16 protein-coding genes are annotated in these 14,817 nt (G+C 75.6%); 10 read left to right on the top strand and 6 right to left on the bottom strand.

Annotated elements, in window-relative coordinates:
• Positions 1–2 precede the first annotated feature (2 nt).
• Positions 3–1,013, bottom strand: coding sequence for an NADP-dependent oxidoreductase (locus OUQ99_RS06300; RefSeq protein WP_267948490.1), 1,011 nt, complete (start codon positions 1,011–1,013; stop codon positions 3–5).
• Positions 1,014–1,111: 98 nt separating this feature from the next.
• On the opposite strand from OUQ99_RS06300, the gene OUQ99_RS06295 reads away from it, so the two are divergent.
• The 3 genes from OUQ99_RS06295 (at position 1,112) to OUQ99_RS06285 (ending at position 4,396) form a co-directional block, all read left to right on the top strand.
• The gene (locus tag OUQ99_RS06295; protein ID WP_267948489.1) at positions 1,112–2,044 is read left to right on the top strand and encodes a LysR family transcriptional regulator; all 933 of its coding nucleotides are present in this window, start codon (positions 1,112–1,114) and stop codon (positions 2,042–2,044) included.
• Positions 2,045–2,412: 368 nt separating this feature from the next.
• The gene (locus OUQ99_RS06290) at positions 2,413–3,462 is read left to right on the top strand and encodes an endonuclease/exonuclease/phosphatase family protein (protein ID WP_267948488.1); all 1,050 of its coding nucleotides are present in this window, start codon (positions 2,413–2,415) and stop codon (positions 3,460–3,462) included.
• A gap of 97 nt (positions 3,463–3,559) precedes the next feature.
• Entirely contained in the window at positions 3,560–4,396 is an 837-nt protein-coding gene (locus tag OUQ99_RS06285; RefSeq protein ID WP_267948487.1) for a TIGR03619 family F420-dependent LLM class oxidoreductase, read from the top strand.
• A 21-nt stretch (positions 4,397–4,417) separates the two neighbouring features.
• Here OUQ99_RS06285 and OUQ99_RS06280 read toward each other — a convergent pair whose 3' ends face one another.
• The gene (locus OUQ99_RS06280) at positions 4,418–4,654 is read right to left on the bottom strand and encodes a hypothetical protein (protein ID WP_267948486.1); all 237 of its coding nucleotides are present in this window, start codon (positions 4,652–4,654) and stop codon (positions 4,418–4,420) included.
• 132 nt (positions 4,655–4,786) lie between these two features.
• On the opposite strand from OUQ99_RS06280, the gene OUQ99_RS06275 reads away from it, so the two are divergent.
• Both OUQ99_RS06275 and OUQ99_RS06270 read left to right on the top strand, forming a co-directional pair.
• Positions 4,787–5,413 (top strand): HAD-IA family hydrolase, encoded by a 627-nt coding sequence (locus tag OUQ99_RS06275; RefSeq protein WP_267948485.1) that lies wholly within the window; start codon positions 4,787–4,789, stop codon positions 5,411–5,413.
• 142 nt (positions 5,414–5,555) lie between these two features.
• Positions 5,556–6,014 (top strand): GNAT family N-acetyltransferase, encoded by a 459-nt coding sequence (locus tag OUQ99_RS06270; RefSeq protein ID WP_267948484.1) that lies wholly within the window; start codon positions 5,556–5,558, stop codon positions 6,012–6,014.
• Between the two features lie 142 nt (positions 6,015–6,156).
• On the opposite strand, the gene OUQ99_RS06265 is transcribed toward OUQ99_RS06270, so the two are convergent.
• Positions 6,157–6,945, bottom strand: a complete 789-nt coding sequence (locus tag OUQ99_RS06265; protein ID WP_267950271.1) for a class I SAM-dependent methyltransferase — start codon at positions 6,943–6,945, stop codon at positions 6,157–6,159.
• Between the two features lie 119 nt (positions 6,946–7,064).
• Complete coding sequence (locus tag OUQ99_RS06260; protein ID WP_267948483.1) at positions 7,065–8,006, bottom strand: AraC family transcriptional regulator; 942 nt, start codon at positions 8,004–8,006, stop codon at positions 7,065–7,067.
• Positions 8,007–8,108: 102 nt separating this feature from the next.
• On the opposite strand from OUQ99_RS06260, the gene OUQ99_RS06255 reads away from it, so the two are divergent.
• Positions 8,109–8,936 (top strand): NmrA family transcriptional regulator, encoded by an 828-nt coding sequence (locus tag OUQ99_RS06255; RefSeq protein ID WP_267948482.1) that lies wholly within the window; start codon positions 8,109–8,111, stop codon positions 8,934–8,936.
• Positions 8,937–8,977: 41 nt separating this feature from the next.
• Here OUQ99_RS06255 and OUQ99_RS06250 read toward each other — a convergent pair whose 3' ends face one another.
• Positions 8,978–9,376 carry a GNAT family N-acetyltransferase gene (locus OUQ99_RS06250; protein WP_267948481.1) on the bottom strand — a complete coding sequence of 133 codons (399 nt, stop codon included), beginning with the start codon at positions 9,374–9,376 and terminating at the stop codon, positions 8,978–8,980.
• Between the two features lie 109 nt (positions 9,377–9,485).
• On the opposite strand from OUQ99_RS06250, the gene OUQ99_RS06245 reads away from it, so the two are divergent.
• The 4 genes from OUQ99_RS06245 (at position 9,486) to OUQ99_RS06230 (ending at position 13,952) form a co-directional block, all read left to right on the top strand.
• Positions 9,486–10,454, top strand: coding sequence for an arsenic resistance protein (locus tag OUQ99_RS06245; protein ID WP_267948480.1), 969 nt, complete (start codon positions 9,486–9,488; stop codon positions 10,452–10,454).
• Between the two features lie 263 nt (positions 10,455–10,717).
• Positions 10,718–12,241, top strand: a complete 1,524-nt coding sequence (gene dctA / locus OUQ99_RS06240; RefSeq protein WP_267948479.1) for a C4-dicarboxylate transporter DctA — start codon at positions 10,718–10,720, stop codon at positions 12,239–12,241.
• A 359-nt stretch (positions 12,242–12,600) separates the two neighbouring features.
• The gene (locus OUQ99_RS06235) at positions 12,601–13,209 is read left to right on the top strand and encodes a hypothetical protein (RefSeq protein ID WP_267948478.1); all 609 of its coding nucleotides are present in this window, start codon (positions 12,601–12,603) and stop codon (positions 13,207–13,209) included.
• A 98-nt stretch (positions 13,210–13,307) separates the two neighbouring features.
• The gene (locus OUQ99_RS06230) at positions 13,308–13,952 is read left to right on the top strand and encodes a hypothetical protein (RefSeq protein WP_267948477.1); all 645 of its coding nucleotides are present in this window, start codon (positions 13,308–13,310) and stop codon (positions 13,950–13,952) included.
• A gap of 28 nt (positions 13,953–13,980) precedes the next feature.
• Here the strand turns inward: OUQ99_RS06230 and OUQ99_RS06225 are convergent, their stop codons facing one another.
• A complete protein-coding gene (locus OUQ99_RS06225) occupies positions 13,981–14,763 on the bottom strand; it encodes a putative hydro-lyase (RefSeq protein WP_267948476.1) in 783 nt (260 codons plus the stop codon).
• Between the last annotated feature and the right edge of the window lie 54 nt (positions 14,764–14,817).

Here is a 14,817-nt window from a genome sequence, read left to right as displayed (position 1 = left end):
GCTCAGTCGGCGAGGCGGACCAGCATCTTGCCGGTGTTCGCCCCCCGCATCATGTCGAGGAAGGCCCGGACGGCGTTGTCGATGCCGTCGACCACGGTCTCCTCGGTGCGCAGCTCCCCGTCCGCGATCCAGCCCGCCGCCAGCCGGGCGTACTCGGCCGCCAGGTGGGCGTGGTCGCCGACGATGAACCCGCGCAGGTTGAGCCGCTTGCCGACCGCGAGGAACAGGTTGTCCGGCCCCGGGACGGGCTCGGTGGCGTTGTACTGGGAGATCGCGCCGCACAGGGCGATCCGCCCGTGGTCGCGCATCGCCGCGATGGCCGCCCGCAGGTGGGCGCCTCCGACGTTGTCGAAGTAGACGTCGATCCCGTCGGGCGCGGCCTCGGCGAGCTGCCCCTCCAGGTCGCCCTCGCGGTAGTCGATGGCGGCGTCGAAGCCGAACTGCTCGACGACCCGGCGCCGCTTCTCCGGGCCGCCCGCCGATCCGACCACGCGGGAGGCCCCGAGCTTGCGGGCGATCTGGCCGGCGATCGAGCCGACCGCTCCCGCGGCTCCCGAGACGAACACCACGTCGCCCTCCTTCACGGGGGCGACCTCGACGAGCCCGGCGTAGGCGGTGAGGCCGATCATGCCGAGGACGTTGAGGTAGTTCTCGACGGGGGCGAGGCCGGGGTCGACCACGCGCGCAGCCCCGGCGGGCAGGAGTGCGTACTCGCGCCACCCGGCGGAGTGCAGGACCGTGGCGCCGACCGGGACGTCGTCGCTGCCGGAGGCGACCACGGTGCCCACCGCACCGCCGTCCATCGCCTCGCCGAGGCGGTAGGGCGGGACGTAGGACTTGGCGTCGTTCATGCGGCCCCGCATGTAGGGGTCCACGGAGATCCACGAGTTGCGCACGAGGACCTCCCCGGCTCCGGGGTCGCCGACCTCGGTCTCGACGAGGGAGAAGTCGGCGGGCTCGGGCTCGCCGGAGGGGCGGGCGACGAGATGGACTTCCCTGCTGGTGACTGGCATGGCGCAACCTCCGGACGTCGTGTGCGGTGGACCGGGCTGCCCCGGTCCAGGCAGACACTAGTGCGGCAACGTATTCGTCCACCAATAAAATCGGCAAGGTGACCTATAGAGATTCCAATGGATCGGTTGCCGGGTCGCTGGACCTCCAGCAGCTGCGCACCTTCCTGGCCGTGCACAGGTCGGGCTCCTTCACCGCGGCCGCCCAGCTGTTGCGGCTGTCACAGCCGACGGTGACCACGCAGATCCGCTCGCTGGAGCGGAGGCTGGGCCACGAACTGTTCGACCGGCTGCCCCGGGGCGTGGCCCCCACCGCCGAGGCCAACGACCTGGCCGCCCGGATCGCCGAGCCGCTGGACGCCCTGGAGGCGGTGGCCGGGGAGAACGGCGGCGACGCGGCCTCCCCGCCCGTGCCGCTGCGGCTGGCGGGGCCCGCCGAGGCGCTCCACTGCCTGGTCCTGCCCGCCCTCGCCCCGCTGGTGGAGGAGGGGGTGCGGCTGCGGGCCCGGACCGGACCGGCCGACGACCTCCTGGACGGACTCCGCTCGGGCAGGCACGACCTGGTGCTGTCGACGGTGCGGCCGCGCGGTCGCACGCTGGTCGCCGATCCGCTGGCGGACACGGAGTCCGTCCTGGTGGCGTCGCCCGGGTGGGCGCGGCGGATCCACCGCGAACGGCTGGGCCGCCAGGGCTCCTCGGCGCTGTGCGCGACCCCCCTGGTGGCGTACGACGACGACCTGCCCCTCCTGCGCCGGTACTGGCGCCACGTGTTCGGCGTGCGGCTGACCTGCACGCCCGCGGTCACCGTGCCCGACCTGCGCGGGGTGCTGGCGGCGGTGGTCGGCGGCGCCGGGGTGACGGTGCTGCCGCGGTACCTGTGCCAGTCGGCGCTGGAGGACGGCCGCCTGGTCACGCTCCTGGACCCGGCGGATCCGCCCGTCGACACGGCCTACCTGGTGCGGCGCCCGGGAGCGGGCCATCCGCACCTGGAGAAGGCGTGGAAGCGGTTGACGGAGGCCGCCGCCCGGCCGTGAGTGCGGCCGGAGGGGTCGGCCGTGCGCCGCACCGCGCGGTCTCCGCCCCGTCGGCGAGGGGACCGGGCCGCGCGGCTGCCGGACGCCGCGTCGGCGGCGCGGGAGTCGGCGGGCGCGGGGACGCGGGCCGCGTCGCGCCCGGGCCCGCGAGGGTCCGGGCGGGGCCGGGTCCGAGCGGCGTTCCGCGAGGGGTACGCCGAGGGCCTGCGGTGCGGGACCGCCTGCCCCCGGCGGGCCCCGGGGCCGGTGGGATCGCGCCCCGGCGCTCCTGGCGCGGCTCCCGCCGGAAACCGCCCGAACCCGCCACCCCCGGGGGGAGTCCTATCCGGGGCGGGCGCGACCGTCCGCGGGACACGGAGGTCGGGGTCATGGATCAGGTGGGGACACGGGGAACGGCTCCTGCGGCTCCGGCCGCCCGCCGCCGCTCGGCGGCCGTGACCGTCCTGGTCGCGCTGGCGGCGGCGGGCTTCGCGGTGTTCGCCGCGCTGCGGGGGCTCGGCCTGGAGCGGGGATGGCCGCTGGTGCCCGTGCTGGCCTACACCCCGTACGTGCTGGGGGCCGCGCTCCTGGCGGCGACGGCCGCGGGCCTGCTGCGGCGGTGGGTGCCGCTGGCCGTGCTGGTCGCGGCGGCGGCCGTCCTCGCGGCGGCCGTCGTACCGCGCGCGATCCCCTTCGGGATCTCCGGGGCCGGCGGCCCGGAGCTGCGGGTCATGAGCCTGAACGCCCTCGGCGGCGGCGCCGACGTCGCCGAGGTGGTCGCACTGGTGCGCGACCGCGAGGTGACGGTCCTCGCCCTCCAGGAGGTCACACCTGACCTGTTGGAGGCCCTGTCCGAGGCCGGGCTCGACGACCTCCTCCCCCACACCGTCGACCACTCGGCCGCGGGTGTGCACGGCAGCAGCGTCCACGCGGCCCTCCCCCTCACCGACCTGGGCGACGCGGCGGCGGGGACCGGGGCGTTCGCGATGCCCCGCGCCGGCATGGAGGTGCCCGGGTACTCCTTCCCCGTGGAGGTGGTGTCGGTGCACCCCCTGCCTCCCCTGGCCCCCGGGACCATGGACGGGTGGCGGGACGGGCTGCGCGCCCTGTCCGGTCCCGGGGACGCGGAACCCGCGGCCGCGGACCCCGGGAACCGCCTCCACCGGCCGGGTCTCAGGATCCTGGCCGGCGACTTCAACGCCACCCTGGACCACGCCGAGCTGCGCCGCGTCCTGGACGAGGGCTACGTGAGCGCCGCGACCGTCCACGGCCGGGGGCTGGAGCCCACATGGCCGACGGGGGGCGGGCTGCCCGGCGTCACCATCGACCACGTGCTGGTCGACGAGTCGATGGGCGTCGGCGCGTTCGAGGTCGTGGAGGTCACGGGCAGCGACCACCGGGCGGTCCTCGCCCGGGTGACGCTGCCCGAGGGGCGGTGAGGGCCCGGCGCCGGAACGGGCGTGTCCACGGGGCCGGGGGCCTGGCCCGCCGGAGAGGGTCTCCCCGGGAGCCGGCGACACGGTCTACCGTCGGCTCATGAGCGAGCTGACCGAACCGATCACCGGCACCCGCCTCCAGGTGGTGCTCCCCGACGAGTCCCCGGAGATGCCCCCGGGGACCCTGACCGACCTGGGCGTCCGGGCGGAGGAGCTGGGGGTGGACGCCGTGTGGCTTCCGGACCACCTGCTGCCGCCCGCCCCGTACGGGACCACGTTCGGCGGCGTGTACGAGCCGCTGGTGACCCTGGCGCACCTGGCCGCCCGCACCACGCGGATCCGGCTGGGCACGTCGGTGCTGGTGGCGCCGTTGCGGGACCCCCTGGTCCTCGCGAAGCAGGCGGCGACCCTGGACGCCCTGTCGGGAGGGAGGTTCGTGCTGGGGGTGGGCGTCGGCTGGTCCGAGGAGGAGTTCGCCGCGGTGGGGGCCGACTTCGCCACACGCGGGGCCCGGACGGACGAGACGCTGCGGCTGCTGCGGCACCTGTTCGGGGGCGGCGGCCCGTTCGAGGGCCGGTTCCACTCCTACGGGAGCGGCGTGTTCGAGCCCCGCCCGGCGCGTCCCGTGCCGGTGATGGTCGGCGGCGCCTCCGACCGGGCGCTGCGGCGCGCGGCCGAGTGGGGCGACGAGTGGCAGGGCGTCGGACTGACCGCGGAGAAGTTCGTGGCGGCGCGCAACCGGCTGCGGTGCCTGACCGACCGCCCCGTCCGGTCGGGCACCCGGATCGCCTGGTCCGGGGACGAGGAGGGCTTCGGCCGCGCCGTGGAGCTGTTCCGGGAGCTGACGGCCGCCGGGGCGGACTCGGTGGCGGTGTGGTTCGGCGACGCGGAGGGGTTCGGCGGGCGCATGGAGAGGTTCGTGGCGGCGCTGCGCTGACCGAGCCGCGCGGGGCGGTCCCTACTTCTGGGAGCCGAGGACCCCCCGCCCCCCGTACTTCTTGTGGACGGCCTGCTTGGAGACGCCGAGGGCCTCCGCGACCTCGGCCCAGGTGGAGCCCCGGTTGCGCGCCCGGCGCACGAGTACGGCCTCGACCCGCTCCATCTCCCTGCGGACGCGCATCGTGGCGTCGAGACCGGCCAGGGGGTCGTCGCCGTCGGTGGCGCGGGCGAGGGCGATCAGCTGTTCGGTGTCCATGGGTCAACTGTAATTGACCGCCCTCCGGCGGCCGACCGCGGGCGGGGCGCGTCCCGCCCGTTCCGACCGCCGCGCGCCGCACCGGGTTCTGGCACCCTGGAGGAGCGACCGATCCGGAACCGAGGGGGCGACGTGGGCGGCTACGACGGGGCGACGGTGCTGTTCGACCTGGACGGCGTGCTGGTGGACTCCATGGAGAGCGTCCGCGCCGGCCTCACGGCGTGGGCCGCCGAACGCGGCCTCGACGTGGACGAGGTCCTGGAGCACAGCCACGGGCGCACCGACATCGGACTGGCGCGCCTGGTCGCCCCGCACCTGGACCCGGTCGAGGAGGCCCGGCGGATCGAGGCCCACGAGGCCGCCGCGGGCGACGGGGTCCGGGCCCTGCCCGCGGCCCTGGGCCTGCTCACCGAACTCGACGCCCGCGGGCGCCCCTGGGCGGTCGTCACGTCCGGGGGCGACAGGATCGCCCGCTCCCGCCTCGGGACGGCCGGGCTGCCGTTCCCCCGGGTGCTGGTGACCGCCGACGACGTCACCGAGGGCAAGCCCGACCCCGAGCCGTACCTGCTGGGCGCCGAGCGCATGGGGGTCTCCCCGCAGAGGTGCGTGGTGGTGGAGGACTCCCCCAACGGGGCGAGCGCCGGGATCGCCGCCGGGATGCCCGTGCTCGCGGTGGCGACCACGAGCCCTCCGGCGGAGCTCGCGCACGCGACCACGGTGGTGGCGGACCTCGCGGCCGTCGCCCGGCTGCTGCTCTGACGGTGCGGCGCGGGTCCGACCGGTCGGGCGCCCGTGCGGCGGGCCCCGCGGGGGTGCGCACCGGCGGACCCTGTATCCATGGACCGGACGGACCCGTGCCGGTTCGGGGGTGCCGTACCCCCTTGTCCTCCGAGGAGAGCCCATGCCCACCACCCTCGTCATCGACCGCGCCCGCGCCGAGGACGTGGCGGCGATCGTCGCCCTGCTCGCCGACGACGTGCTCGGCTCGCGACGCGAGGACCCGGACGACCACGCCTCCTACCTCGCGGCGTTCGAGGCGGTCGACGCCGACCCCCGGCACGTCCTCGCCGTGGCGCGCCGCGACGGGAGGGTGGTCGCGACCCTGCAGCTGACGATCCTTCCCGGTCTCTCCCACCGCGGCGCGACACGCGCACAGGTGGAGGGGGTCCGCGTGCACGCGGACGAGCGGGGCAGCGGTGTGGGCTCGGAGATGATGGCCTGGGCCGAGGCGGAGGCGCGCGGACGCGGGGCGAAGGTGCTCCAGCTGACCTCGGACTCCACGCGCGGTGACGCGCACCGCTTCTACGCCGGCCTGGGGTACGCCGCCTCCCACGTCGGCTTCAAGAAGCGGCTCGCCTGACCCGTGCCGCCGGCGCGGCCCGTGACCGGTTCCGTCCGGCGGTGGCCGCGCCCGCCCCGCGCGGGCCCGCCACGGGTCGACGAAACCGGGGCGGCAGCGGGCCGGGGCGCGCCCCGGCCCGCGCGGACCGGCCCCTCCGGGCTCAGCCCTCGCGGCGGGCGAGGAAGAGCCTGGACGTGTAGGGGATCCGCACCTCCCCCTCCGGGAAGTGCTCGGCGACGAGCGCGGCGAGGGCGTCGCGGGTGCGCCGCTCCCCGATGTTGCGGACCACCGCGGCCACCTTGCTGGAGGACAGGGCCGTGCCGACGAACCCCTCGGGGTCGAGGACGCGCGTCCAGGAGGCGCTGCTCTCCACCGCGTCGGCCAGGCCGTCGGCGGCGTTCATCTCGCCCGCGGTGTCGTAGGCCCGGTAGTCGCGGCGGTGGTCGTCCCCGTACTCCTCCAGGAGGCCCTCGTAGGCGTCCACGAACGCGCCGGCGGTCCAGTCGCGGTCGTTGTTGAGGACCGCGACGGTCCCGCCGGGCGCGAGCAGCCGCGCGGCCTCGGCGTAGAACGCGGGCCGGTCGAACCAGTGCACGGCCTGCGCCGCGAGCACGAGGACGGCCGAGGAGTCCGGGAAGGGGACCTCCTCGGCCCTGCCCTCGACGAACTCGACCCCCTCGGGGGCGCCCGCCTCGGCCGTGCGCCGCATGGCCCGGCCGGGTTCGACCCCGACGATCCGGGGCGCGGGACCGAACACGCGGCGCAGGGCCCGTGTGGAGATCCCGGTCCCCGCGCCCACATCGAGCATCAGCCACGGCGCGGGCCAGGACCCCCGCTCCCCGGCGCGGACGTGCCCGTCGAGCCGTTCGAGGAGCACCGCGGGGTAGTCGGGGCGGTAGCGGCGGTAGTCGTCGGTGAGCTGGTCGAACGCCTGGGTCCTGTCGGCCACGGGGGTCCTCTCCGTCATGGGCTTCCTGTGCGGAACCTACCGGACACACACCGTGGCGGCCCCGGCGGACGTTCCGCCGCGGCCGGGACCACGCGGGCGAGGACGGGGCTCCGGGGGTCTCAGGACCCGGACGCGGCCCGGCGGTAGGACGACGGGCTCGCACCCGTGTGGTTCTTGAAGGCCGCGCTGAAGGCGAACGCGCTCCCGTACCCGACACGGGCGGCCACCGCCTCCAGGCCCAGCTCGGGCCGGGCCGTGAGCAGGTCCCCCGCGACGGTGAGCCGCCAGGTGCGCAGGTAGGTCATGGGCGGGGTCCCCACCGCCTTCTGGAACCTGGCCGCGAGGGTCGCGCGGGAGACCGCGCACTCCCCCGCCAGGGTGTCCAGGGTCCAGGGGTCGGCGACGCGTTCGTGCAGCGCCTCCAGCGCCCGGGCGACGACGGGGTCGTGCTGGGCGCTCAGCCAGTTCGGCGCGCTGTCCGGGTTGTCCTCCAGCCAGGCCCGTACCGCCATGACCAGCAAGCAGTCGAGGAGCCGGTCGTTGAGGCTCGCCTGGGCGACCCGGCCGGTGGTGATCTCGCGGGCCAGCAGGTCCACCAGCGCGGGGTCGACCCGCCCCGCGGGGAGGAGCGCCAGCGGCGGCAGCGCGGCCAGCGCCAGCCGCCCGACCTCGCTGTCGTCCTCGTACGCCCCGACCACCATCGTGTCCGCGCCGCCGGGGTCGTTGCCCCAGGTCCCGACGCCGTGGCTCATGGCCAGGCGGACCTCCTGCCCGTCCCCGGCGACACAGCGCTGCCCCGGGAGGACGGTGATGGACGGGGCGCGACCGCTCCGGTCCGCGACCGTGTAGGGGGCGGGTCCTCGCACGAGCACGACGTCTCCGGGCCCGGCCTCGGCCTCGGTCCCGGGCCTGCCCACCCAGGCGCGCCCCGAGGTGACCACCACCAGGGCCAGGGCGGCGCCGTCCCGCACGTCGATCGCCCACGGCGGGCTCATCACCGCGCGCAGCGTGAAGGCGCCGCGCGCGCGGGGGCCGTCCAGGAGGTGCACGAGGGGGTCCATACCGGCATCCTAGTCCCACGGATTGCAGTTTCTGGACGTTCTCTTATGAAAATCAGCAGAACCATCATGTTCCATCCGAGTTTGCCGTGGTGGACTGGGGCCATGAACACGAACGACACCGTCCTCGTCACCGGCGGCACCGGCATGACCGGCCGCCGCGTCACCTCCCTCCTCCGCCGCCTCGGCGCACACGTCCGGGTCGGCTCCCGCGCGGGCGCCCCCGCCTTCGACTGGCACGACGCCGCCACCTGGGACGCCGTCCTCGACGACGTCACGTCCGTCTACCTGTGCTTCCACCCCGACCTCGCCTTCCCGGGGGCGGAGCGGGCCGTCTCCGCGTTCGCCGCCCGCGCGGCGGAGCGGGGGGCGCGACGCATGGTCCTGCTCTCCGGCCGAGGGGAGGAGGGGGCCCGGGCCGCGGAGGAGGCCGTCCGCCGGGTGTTCCCCGGGCTGACGGTGCTGCGCTGCTCGGTGTTCGCCCAGGACTTCTCCGAGAGCTTCCTGCTGGGGCCGGTCATGGACGGCACCCTGGCGCTGCCCGTCCCCGACGTGCCCGAGCCCTTCGTCGACCTCGACGACGTCGCGGAGGTCGCGGTGCGGGCGCTGGTCTCGGACGGCCACGCGGGGGTGCTGTACGAGCTGACCGGCCCGGAGGCCGTCACGTTCACCGAGGCCGCCCGGATCGTGGGCGGGGCCTCCGGACGCCCCGTCGCCTACCTCGAGGTCACGGAGGAGGAGTTCGTCGCCGGAGCCGTCGGAGCCGGGGTACCCGTCGAGGTGGCACGGGGCCTGGCGGCCCTCTTCGGGGAGATCCTGGACGGCCGCAACTCCAGTCCGGCGGACGGCGTGGAGCGGGCGCTGGGCCGACCGGCCACGGGGTTCGACGCATACGCCCGCCGTGCCGCGCGCGCCGGGGCGTGGAGCGGGTGACGCCTGCCCCCGGGCGCGGCCCGGCGTCGTCCGCCCCCCGTTCACAGGGCGATGAGGCCCGCCCGGGTGGGGGCGAACCCGCACGCCCGGAGGTAGAAGGGCTCCAGGTGCGGCTCGAAGTCCACGTGCAGCCACCGGCACCCGGCGTCCCGGGCCCGCTCGGTGGCGAGGCGCACCAGCCCGGCGCCGATCCCGGCGCGTCGCAGGCGCGGGTCGGTCACGGTGTCCAGGACGAACGCGTGGACGCCCCCGTCCCAGACCACGTTGACGAAGCCGACGAGCTCGTCCCCCCGGCGGGCGCACACCCAGCCCAGGCTGTGGTCGTTGACGCGCCCCCACACGTCCGCCGCGTCCCCGGGCGCGTACCCGAACCCTCGTGCGTGGAGGGCGTCGACCTCGGCGTTGTCGAAGGCTCCGCGCCAGATGTGCTCCACGGTCATCCGCGTGATCCTAGCGGAGGGGCGTCGCGCCGCAGGGGGCGGGAAACCCCTGGGAGGCGTGCGGCGACTAGCGTGGACACGCCCGTCCCGCCCACCAGGAAGCCGCCGCGTGTCCACGTCAGAGAAGTTCCAGAGTGTGTTCGTGGCGATGGCCGCACTGGGCGGGCTGGGCCTGGGCCTGCTGCTGCCGGTCGGCGGGGCGGCCGGGCACCTCGTGCTGCCCGCCCTGATGCTGATGCTGACAGCGGTGTTCGTGCAGGTCGACGCCGGCCAGGTGCGGGAGGCGCGCTCCGCGCGCTCCGCCGTCGCCGCCGGCCTCGTGCTCAACTTCGTGTTCACGCCGCTGCTCGCGGGCGCCCTGGGCGCCGGGCTGCTCGGCGACTCGCCCGACCTGCGGATCGGCCTCCTCCTGCTGCTGGTCACCCCGTGCACGGACTGGTACCTGGTGTTCACCGGCCTGGCCCGGGGCCACATGGGCATGGCCGCGGCGGTGCTGCCGGTGAACCTGGTCCTCCAACTCCTGCTGCTGCCCGTGTACGTGCTGCTCCTCGGCGGCGACGCGGCGATGGTGGACACGGGGACCCTGGTGGAGGCGGTCCTGCTGGTCCTGGTGGTCCCCCTGGTCCTGGCGGTGGCCGCCCGGTGGGCGGCCCGCAGGTGGAGGGGCGCCGCCTGGCGGGACGGCGTCATGGCGCCCCGGGCCTCCCGCGCGGTGCTCCCGCTGCTGTACGCGGCGGTGCTCGCCATGTTCGCCTGGCAGGCGCGCACGGTCGCCTCCCACCTGGGCGACCTGGCGGGCCTGGTCCCTCCCCTGGTCCTGTTCTTCGTCGTCGCGCCGTCGGCGGCCCTGCTCGCGTCGCGCCTGCTGCGCCTTCCCCCCGACCAGCGGGTCACGCTGGTCATGACGACCGCGGCGCGCAACTCGCCGATCGCGCTGGCGATCGCCGTGGCGGCCTTCCCCGACCGGCCCCTCGTCGCGGTGGCGCTGGTGGCCGGCCCGCTCCTGGAACTGCCGGTGCTGGCCCTGCTCTCCCAGCTCGTGCGGGTGCGCCCGCGAGCCGACGCGCCCGGAACCTGAGCCCCGGGCCGCCTCCCCACCGCGGCCGCCCCGTCCTCGCAGGTGAACGGGGCGCGCACCGGCCGACACCCCGGAACGGGGCACGCCCGCGCCCAGGAACCGACCCGCGTCGGCAACGCAAAGTTAACCAAGGCGTCGCAAAGCACGACAGAGCGTGATCGAATGTCAGGTAAATCTTAAGTTTCCCCCGCGTGACTTGGCCCCCGAACACACCTCGGCGAAAGTTCCTGTGACCCGCCACACAGGACCCTGAAGGAGAGGCCATGCCGAGTTTCGGACGCGCCGCCACAGCAGGGCAGGGCGCCGACAAGGCACCGGCCCCGCCCAAGAAGCCCATCTACCGCCACCTCTACTTCTGGGTGCTCGTCGGCATCGCCCTCGGCATCGCCGTCGGCCTGCTCTTCCCGGCCCAGGGCGCCGAGATGCGCTGGCTCGCGGACCTGTTCATCAAGCTCGTCAAGGTCGTCATCGCGCCGACGATCTTCTGTACCGTCGTGGTCGGCATCGCCAGCCTCGGCAACCTCGCCAAGGCCGGCGGGCTCGCCCTGCGCACGCTCGTGTACTTCACCGCGCTGACCGTGATCGCCCTCGCCATCGGCCTGGTCACCGTCAACATCATGCGTCCGGGCGCCGGCCTGAACATGTCGTTCGACGAGGCCGACGCGGCCGACACCATCGCCGCCGCGGAGGGCGCCGAGGGCGGCATCTCCGGCTTCATCCTGCACATGGTGCCCGAATCCTTCTTCGGGGCCTTCGTCGACGGCCAGCTCATCCAGGTCCTCGTCCTGGCCGTGCTGGTCGCCTGCGCCCTCACCATGCTGGGCAAGCGCGGCCAGACCGCGGTCCGCGCCCTGGACACGATGTCGCACGTCATGTTCGGCGTCATCAAGATCGTCATGTACACCGCGCCGCTCGGCGCGTTCGGCGGCATGGCCTTCACGATCGGCGAGTACGGCGGCCAGGTGCTCGGCAGCCTCGCCTACTTCATGATCAGCTTCTACATCACCTGTGTGCTGTTCATCGTGGTGGTCCTCGGGATCGTCAGCCGCCTGGCCGGGTTCAGCCTGTTCAAGGTGCTGCGCCTCATCCGCGACGAGCTGCTGATCGTGCTGGGCACCTCCTCCAGCGAGTCGGTCCTGCCGCGCATGCTGGTCAAGCTGGAGGCCGCGGGCGTCAAGAAGTCCGTGGTCGGCCTGACCATCCCGACCGGGTACTCGTTCAACCTGGACGGCACCGCGATCTACATGACCATGGGCGCCATCTTCATCGCCCAGGCGACCGGTTCCGACATCTCCGTGTGGACGCAGATCGGCCTCCTGCTGTTCATGCTGCTCTCCAGCAAGGGCGCGGCGGGCGTCAGCGGCGCCGGCCTGGTCACCCTGGCCGCCTCGCTGGCCGCCTTCGGCGACGTCATCCCGCTCGCGGGCATCGCGCTCATCGTCGGCATCGACCGCTTCATGTCCGAGGCCCGCTCGCTGACCAACCTGATCGGCAACGCCGTCGGCACCCTGGTCATCGCCCGCTGGACCGGCGGCCTGGACCGCGACCGCCTGCGGGAGGTCCTGGACAGGCCGAACACCATCGACATGGACGCCCTGATGAGCTACGACGCCGAGGAGGGGGCCGCGGCCCGCGCCCGGGAGGACGGCTCCACGGCGACCGGGTCCGCCGACGCCGACGCCGAGGGGGCCGACGCGGCGCCCGCCGCCGAGGCGACCGCCACGGGCGGGGCGGCCGTGGGCGGCGAGGGCGGGGACCGCACCCCCGCGGAGGTCAAGGGCGGCTAGCCACAGGGCGGGCCGGCCCTCCCGGGACCGCAACCGGCCCGCCGCGGTGTCGCGGCGCCTCCCGAGCCCTCGCTCCGACACCGTTTCCCACCGCCCCGGGCGGGACCCCGTGACCACACGGGTCCGCCCGGGGCGGACCCGTGTCCTGACCGGGGGCGAGCCGCTGCGACCGCCCCCGGTCCGGCGCGTCTGCGCACCGGCCCGGGGCGTCCTGCCGCCCCTCAGGGCCGGGACCGTCCACCGGGAGGGCGGCCGGCGCACGGGGAATCGGCGCCGACCGGTGCGAACGGCCCCGGAAGCGGGTAACGCGCAACCGTGGGTCCCGACCCGCGACCGCCCCCTACCCCCCGGGAGTCCCCGTGAAGCTGTACGCCGACCACCCCGTGCGCGCGTTCGTCCAGATCGCCTCCGACGTGCTCGTCCTGGCCTGGGTCTACGTCTGGGTCCGCGCGGCGCTGTCGCTGCGCGAGACCGTCCTGGCCCTGGACCGTCCCGGCGAACTGCTGGAGGACACCGGCCGGGGGTTCACCGAGCACATGGCCGGCGCCGCCGAGCAGGCCCGGAGGGTGCCCGTCGCCGGGGAGGCGCTCGCCGCCCCGTTCACCGGCATGAGCGGGACCGGGGAGTCCCTGGCCTCCGCGGGCGACTCCTTCCGGGAGTCGGTGGCGTCGCTGGCGCTGACCCTTCCGCTGCTCACCGTCTCGCTCCCCCTGCTGCTGGTCGCGGCGACGTGGCTGCCCGCCCGGGTCCGCTGGGTGCGCCAGGCCGGCGCCACCCGGCGGCTGCGCGGACTCGCCCCTGAGGCCCGCTCGCGGCTCCTGGCCCTGCGCGCCCTGGCGTCGGTGGCGCCGTCGAGGCTCGTCGGCGTGCACGAGGACCCGGCGGGCGCGTGGCACGCCGACGACCGGAGGGCCGTCGACGCGCTGGCCGGCCTGGAGCTGCGGCGTCTGGGGCTGCGCGGGTTCTGACCCGCCCGCCCCGGCCCCGGCCGCGTGCCACGGCGGGCCGGGCGGACACCGGCGCCCGTGCCTACGCTGGGGACGCCACCGACCCACCGGGAGCCGACATGCGCCTCTCCGCCCTTCTGGACCCCGACTCCGTCCCCCTGGACTCCGACGCCACCGTGTCCGTCCTGCTCGACATCACCGCGCCCGGGCGCGCGGAGGACCCCGACACGGCGTGCGCCTCCGTCGCCCGGGAGGCCGGGTACCCCCCGGCCGGGACCGCCCGGGCCGTGTCCCTGCGCGTACCGGTCGGCCCCCGCCTGAACGGCGCCCGGGTCGTCGGGGGGACGCCGTCCCGCCGGTTGCCCGACGGGTCGCTCGTGGTCGAGCTCGGCGACTTCCGCTCGGGGGAGGGCCGGCGCCTCCTCCTGCGCCTGGAGGTCCCCGGCCTGTCCTGCCCGGGACCCGCCACCGTCACCGCCCTCGAAGCCGCCTACGTGGACCCGGCGACCCTCGCCGCGCACACCGCGGTCCTGCCGGTCACCGTCGACGTGGTGCCCGGTGGACGGACGTCCTCGCGGGCGAACCGGTCCGACAGCACCCGCGAGCGGGGACGCGACGGCGCGCCCCCGCGCGAGGGCGTCATCCGCGGTGAGCAGACCGACCGCGGCCGCCCCACGCCGGACCGGGCGCCCCCGGCTCCGGGCGGGGGCGGCAGGCGCGGGCCCGGGACGCCACGGGACCCCGGGCCTCCCCCGAACCGCTGACCCCGCCGGCCCCGGAACGGCCGGCGGACTACGGGACCTGGTAGGAGGAGTCCCTGACGTCGGTGATCGCCATGTGGCCGGGAGCGTGCCCGATCGCGAACTCGGGCGCGGACGCGGTCACCGCGGCCTGCGGGGTCACCCCGCAGGCCCAGAAGACGGGGATCTCGCCCGGGCGCACCTCGACCGCGTCGCCGTAGTCGGGCCTGTCCAGGTCCGTGATCCCCAGCGCCGCCGGGTCGCCGACGTGCACAGGCGCGCCGTGCACCGCCGGGTACCGCGAGGTGATGCGGACCGCGTCGGCGACCTGGTGGGCGGGGATCGGCCGCATGGAGACGACGAGCGGGCCCCGGAAGCGACCGGCCGGGCGGCACTCCCGGTTGGTCGCGTACATGGCCACGTTGCTGCCCGCCTCGATGTGGCGGACCGGGACCCCGGCCTCCAGAAGCGGCGTCTCGAACGTGAAGCTGCACCCGATGAGGAAGGCGACGAGGTCGTCCCGCCACAGGTCGGTGACGTCGGTGCGCTCCTCCACCAGCGCGCCGTCGCGGTACACGCGGTAGGCGGGCAGGTCGGTGCGCAGGTCGCCGTCGAACACCGACGCGTCCACCTGCCCCGGCTCCGTGACGTCCAGGATCGGGCAGGACTTCGGGTTGCGCTGCGCGAACAGCAGGAAGTCGAACGCGTCCTCGCGCGGCAGCGCGATGAGGTTGGCCTGCGCGTACCCCGGGCTGTACCCGGAGGTGGGCGCCTTCAGCCCGCCCCTGAAGAGGGCGCGCGCCCGGCTCGGTGAGAGTTCCGCCGGTGAAGTCATGGTGTCTCCTGCCTCTCGTTCTGGCCTGTGGGAGTACCGCGGTCCCGGACCCGC

It is taken from the genome of Streptomonospora nanhaiensis, assembly GCF_026642255.1.
Classification (GTDB): Bacteria; Actinomycetota; Actinomycetes; order Streptosporangiales; family Streptosporangiaceae; genus Nocardiopsis; species Nocardiopsis tropica.
The sequence above is the reverse complement of the archived record's forward strand: the minus strand, read 5'-3'. Positions and strand labels throughout refer to the sequence as shown.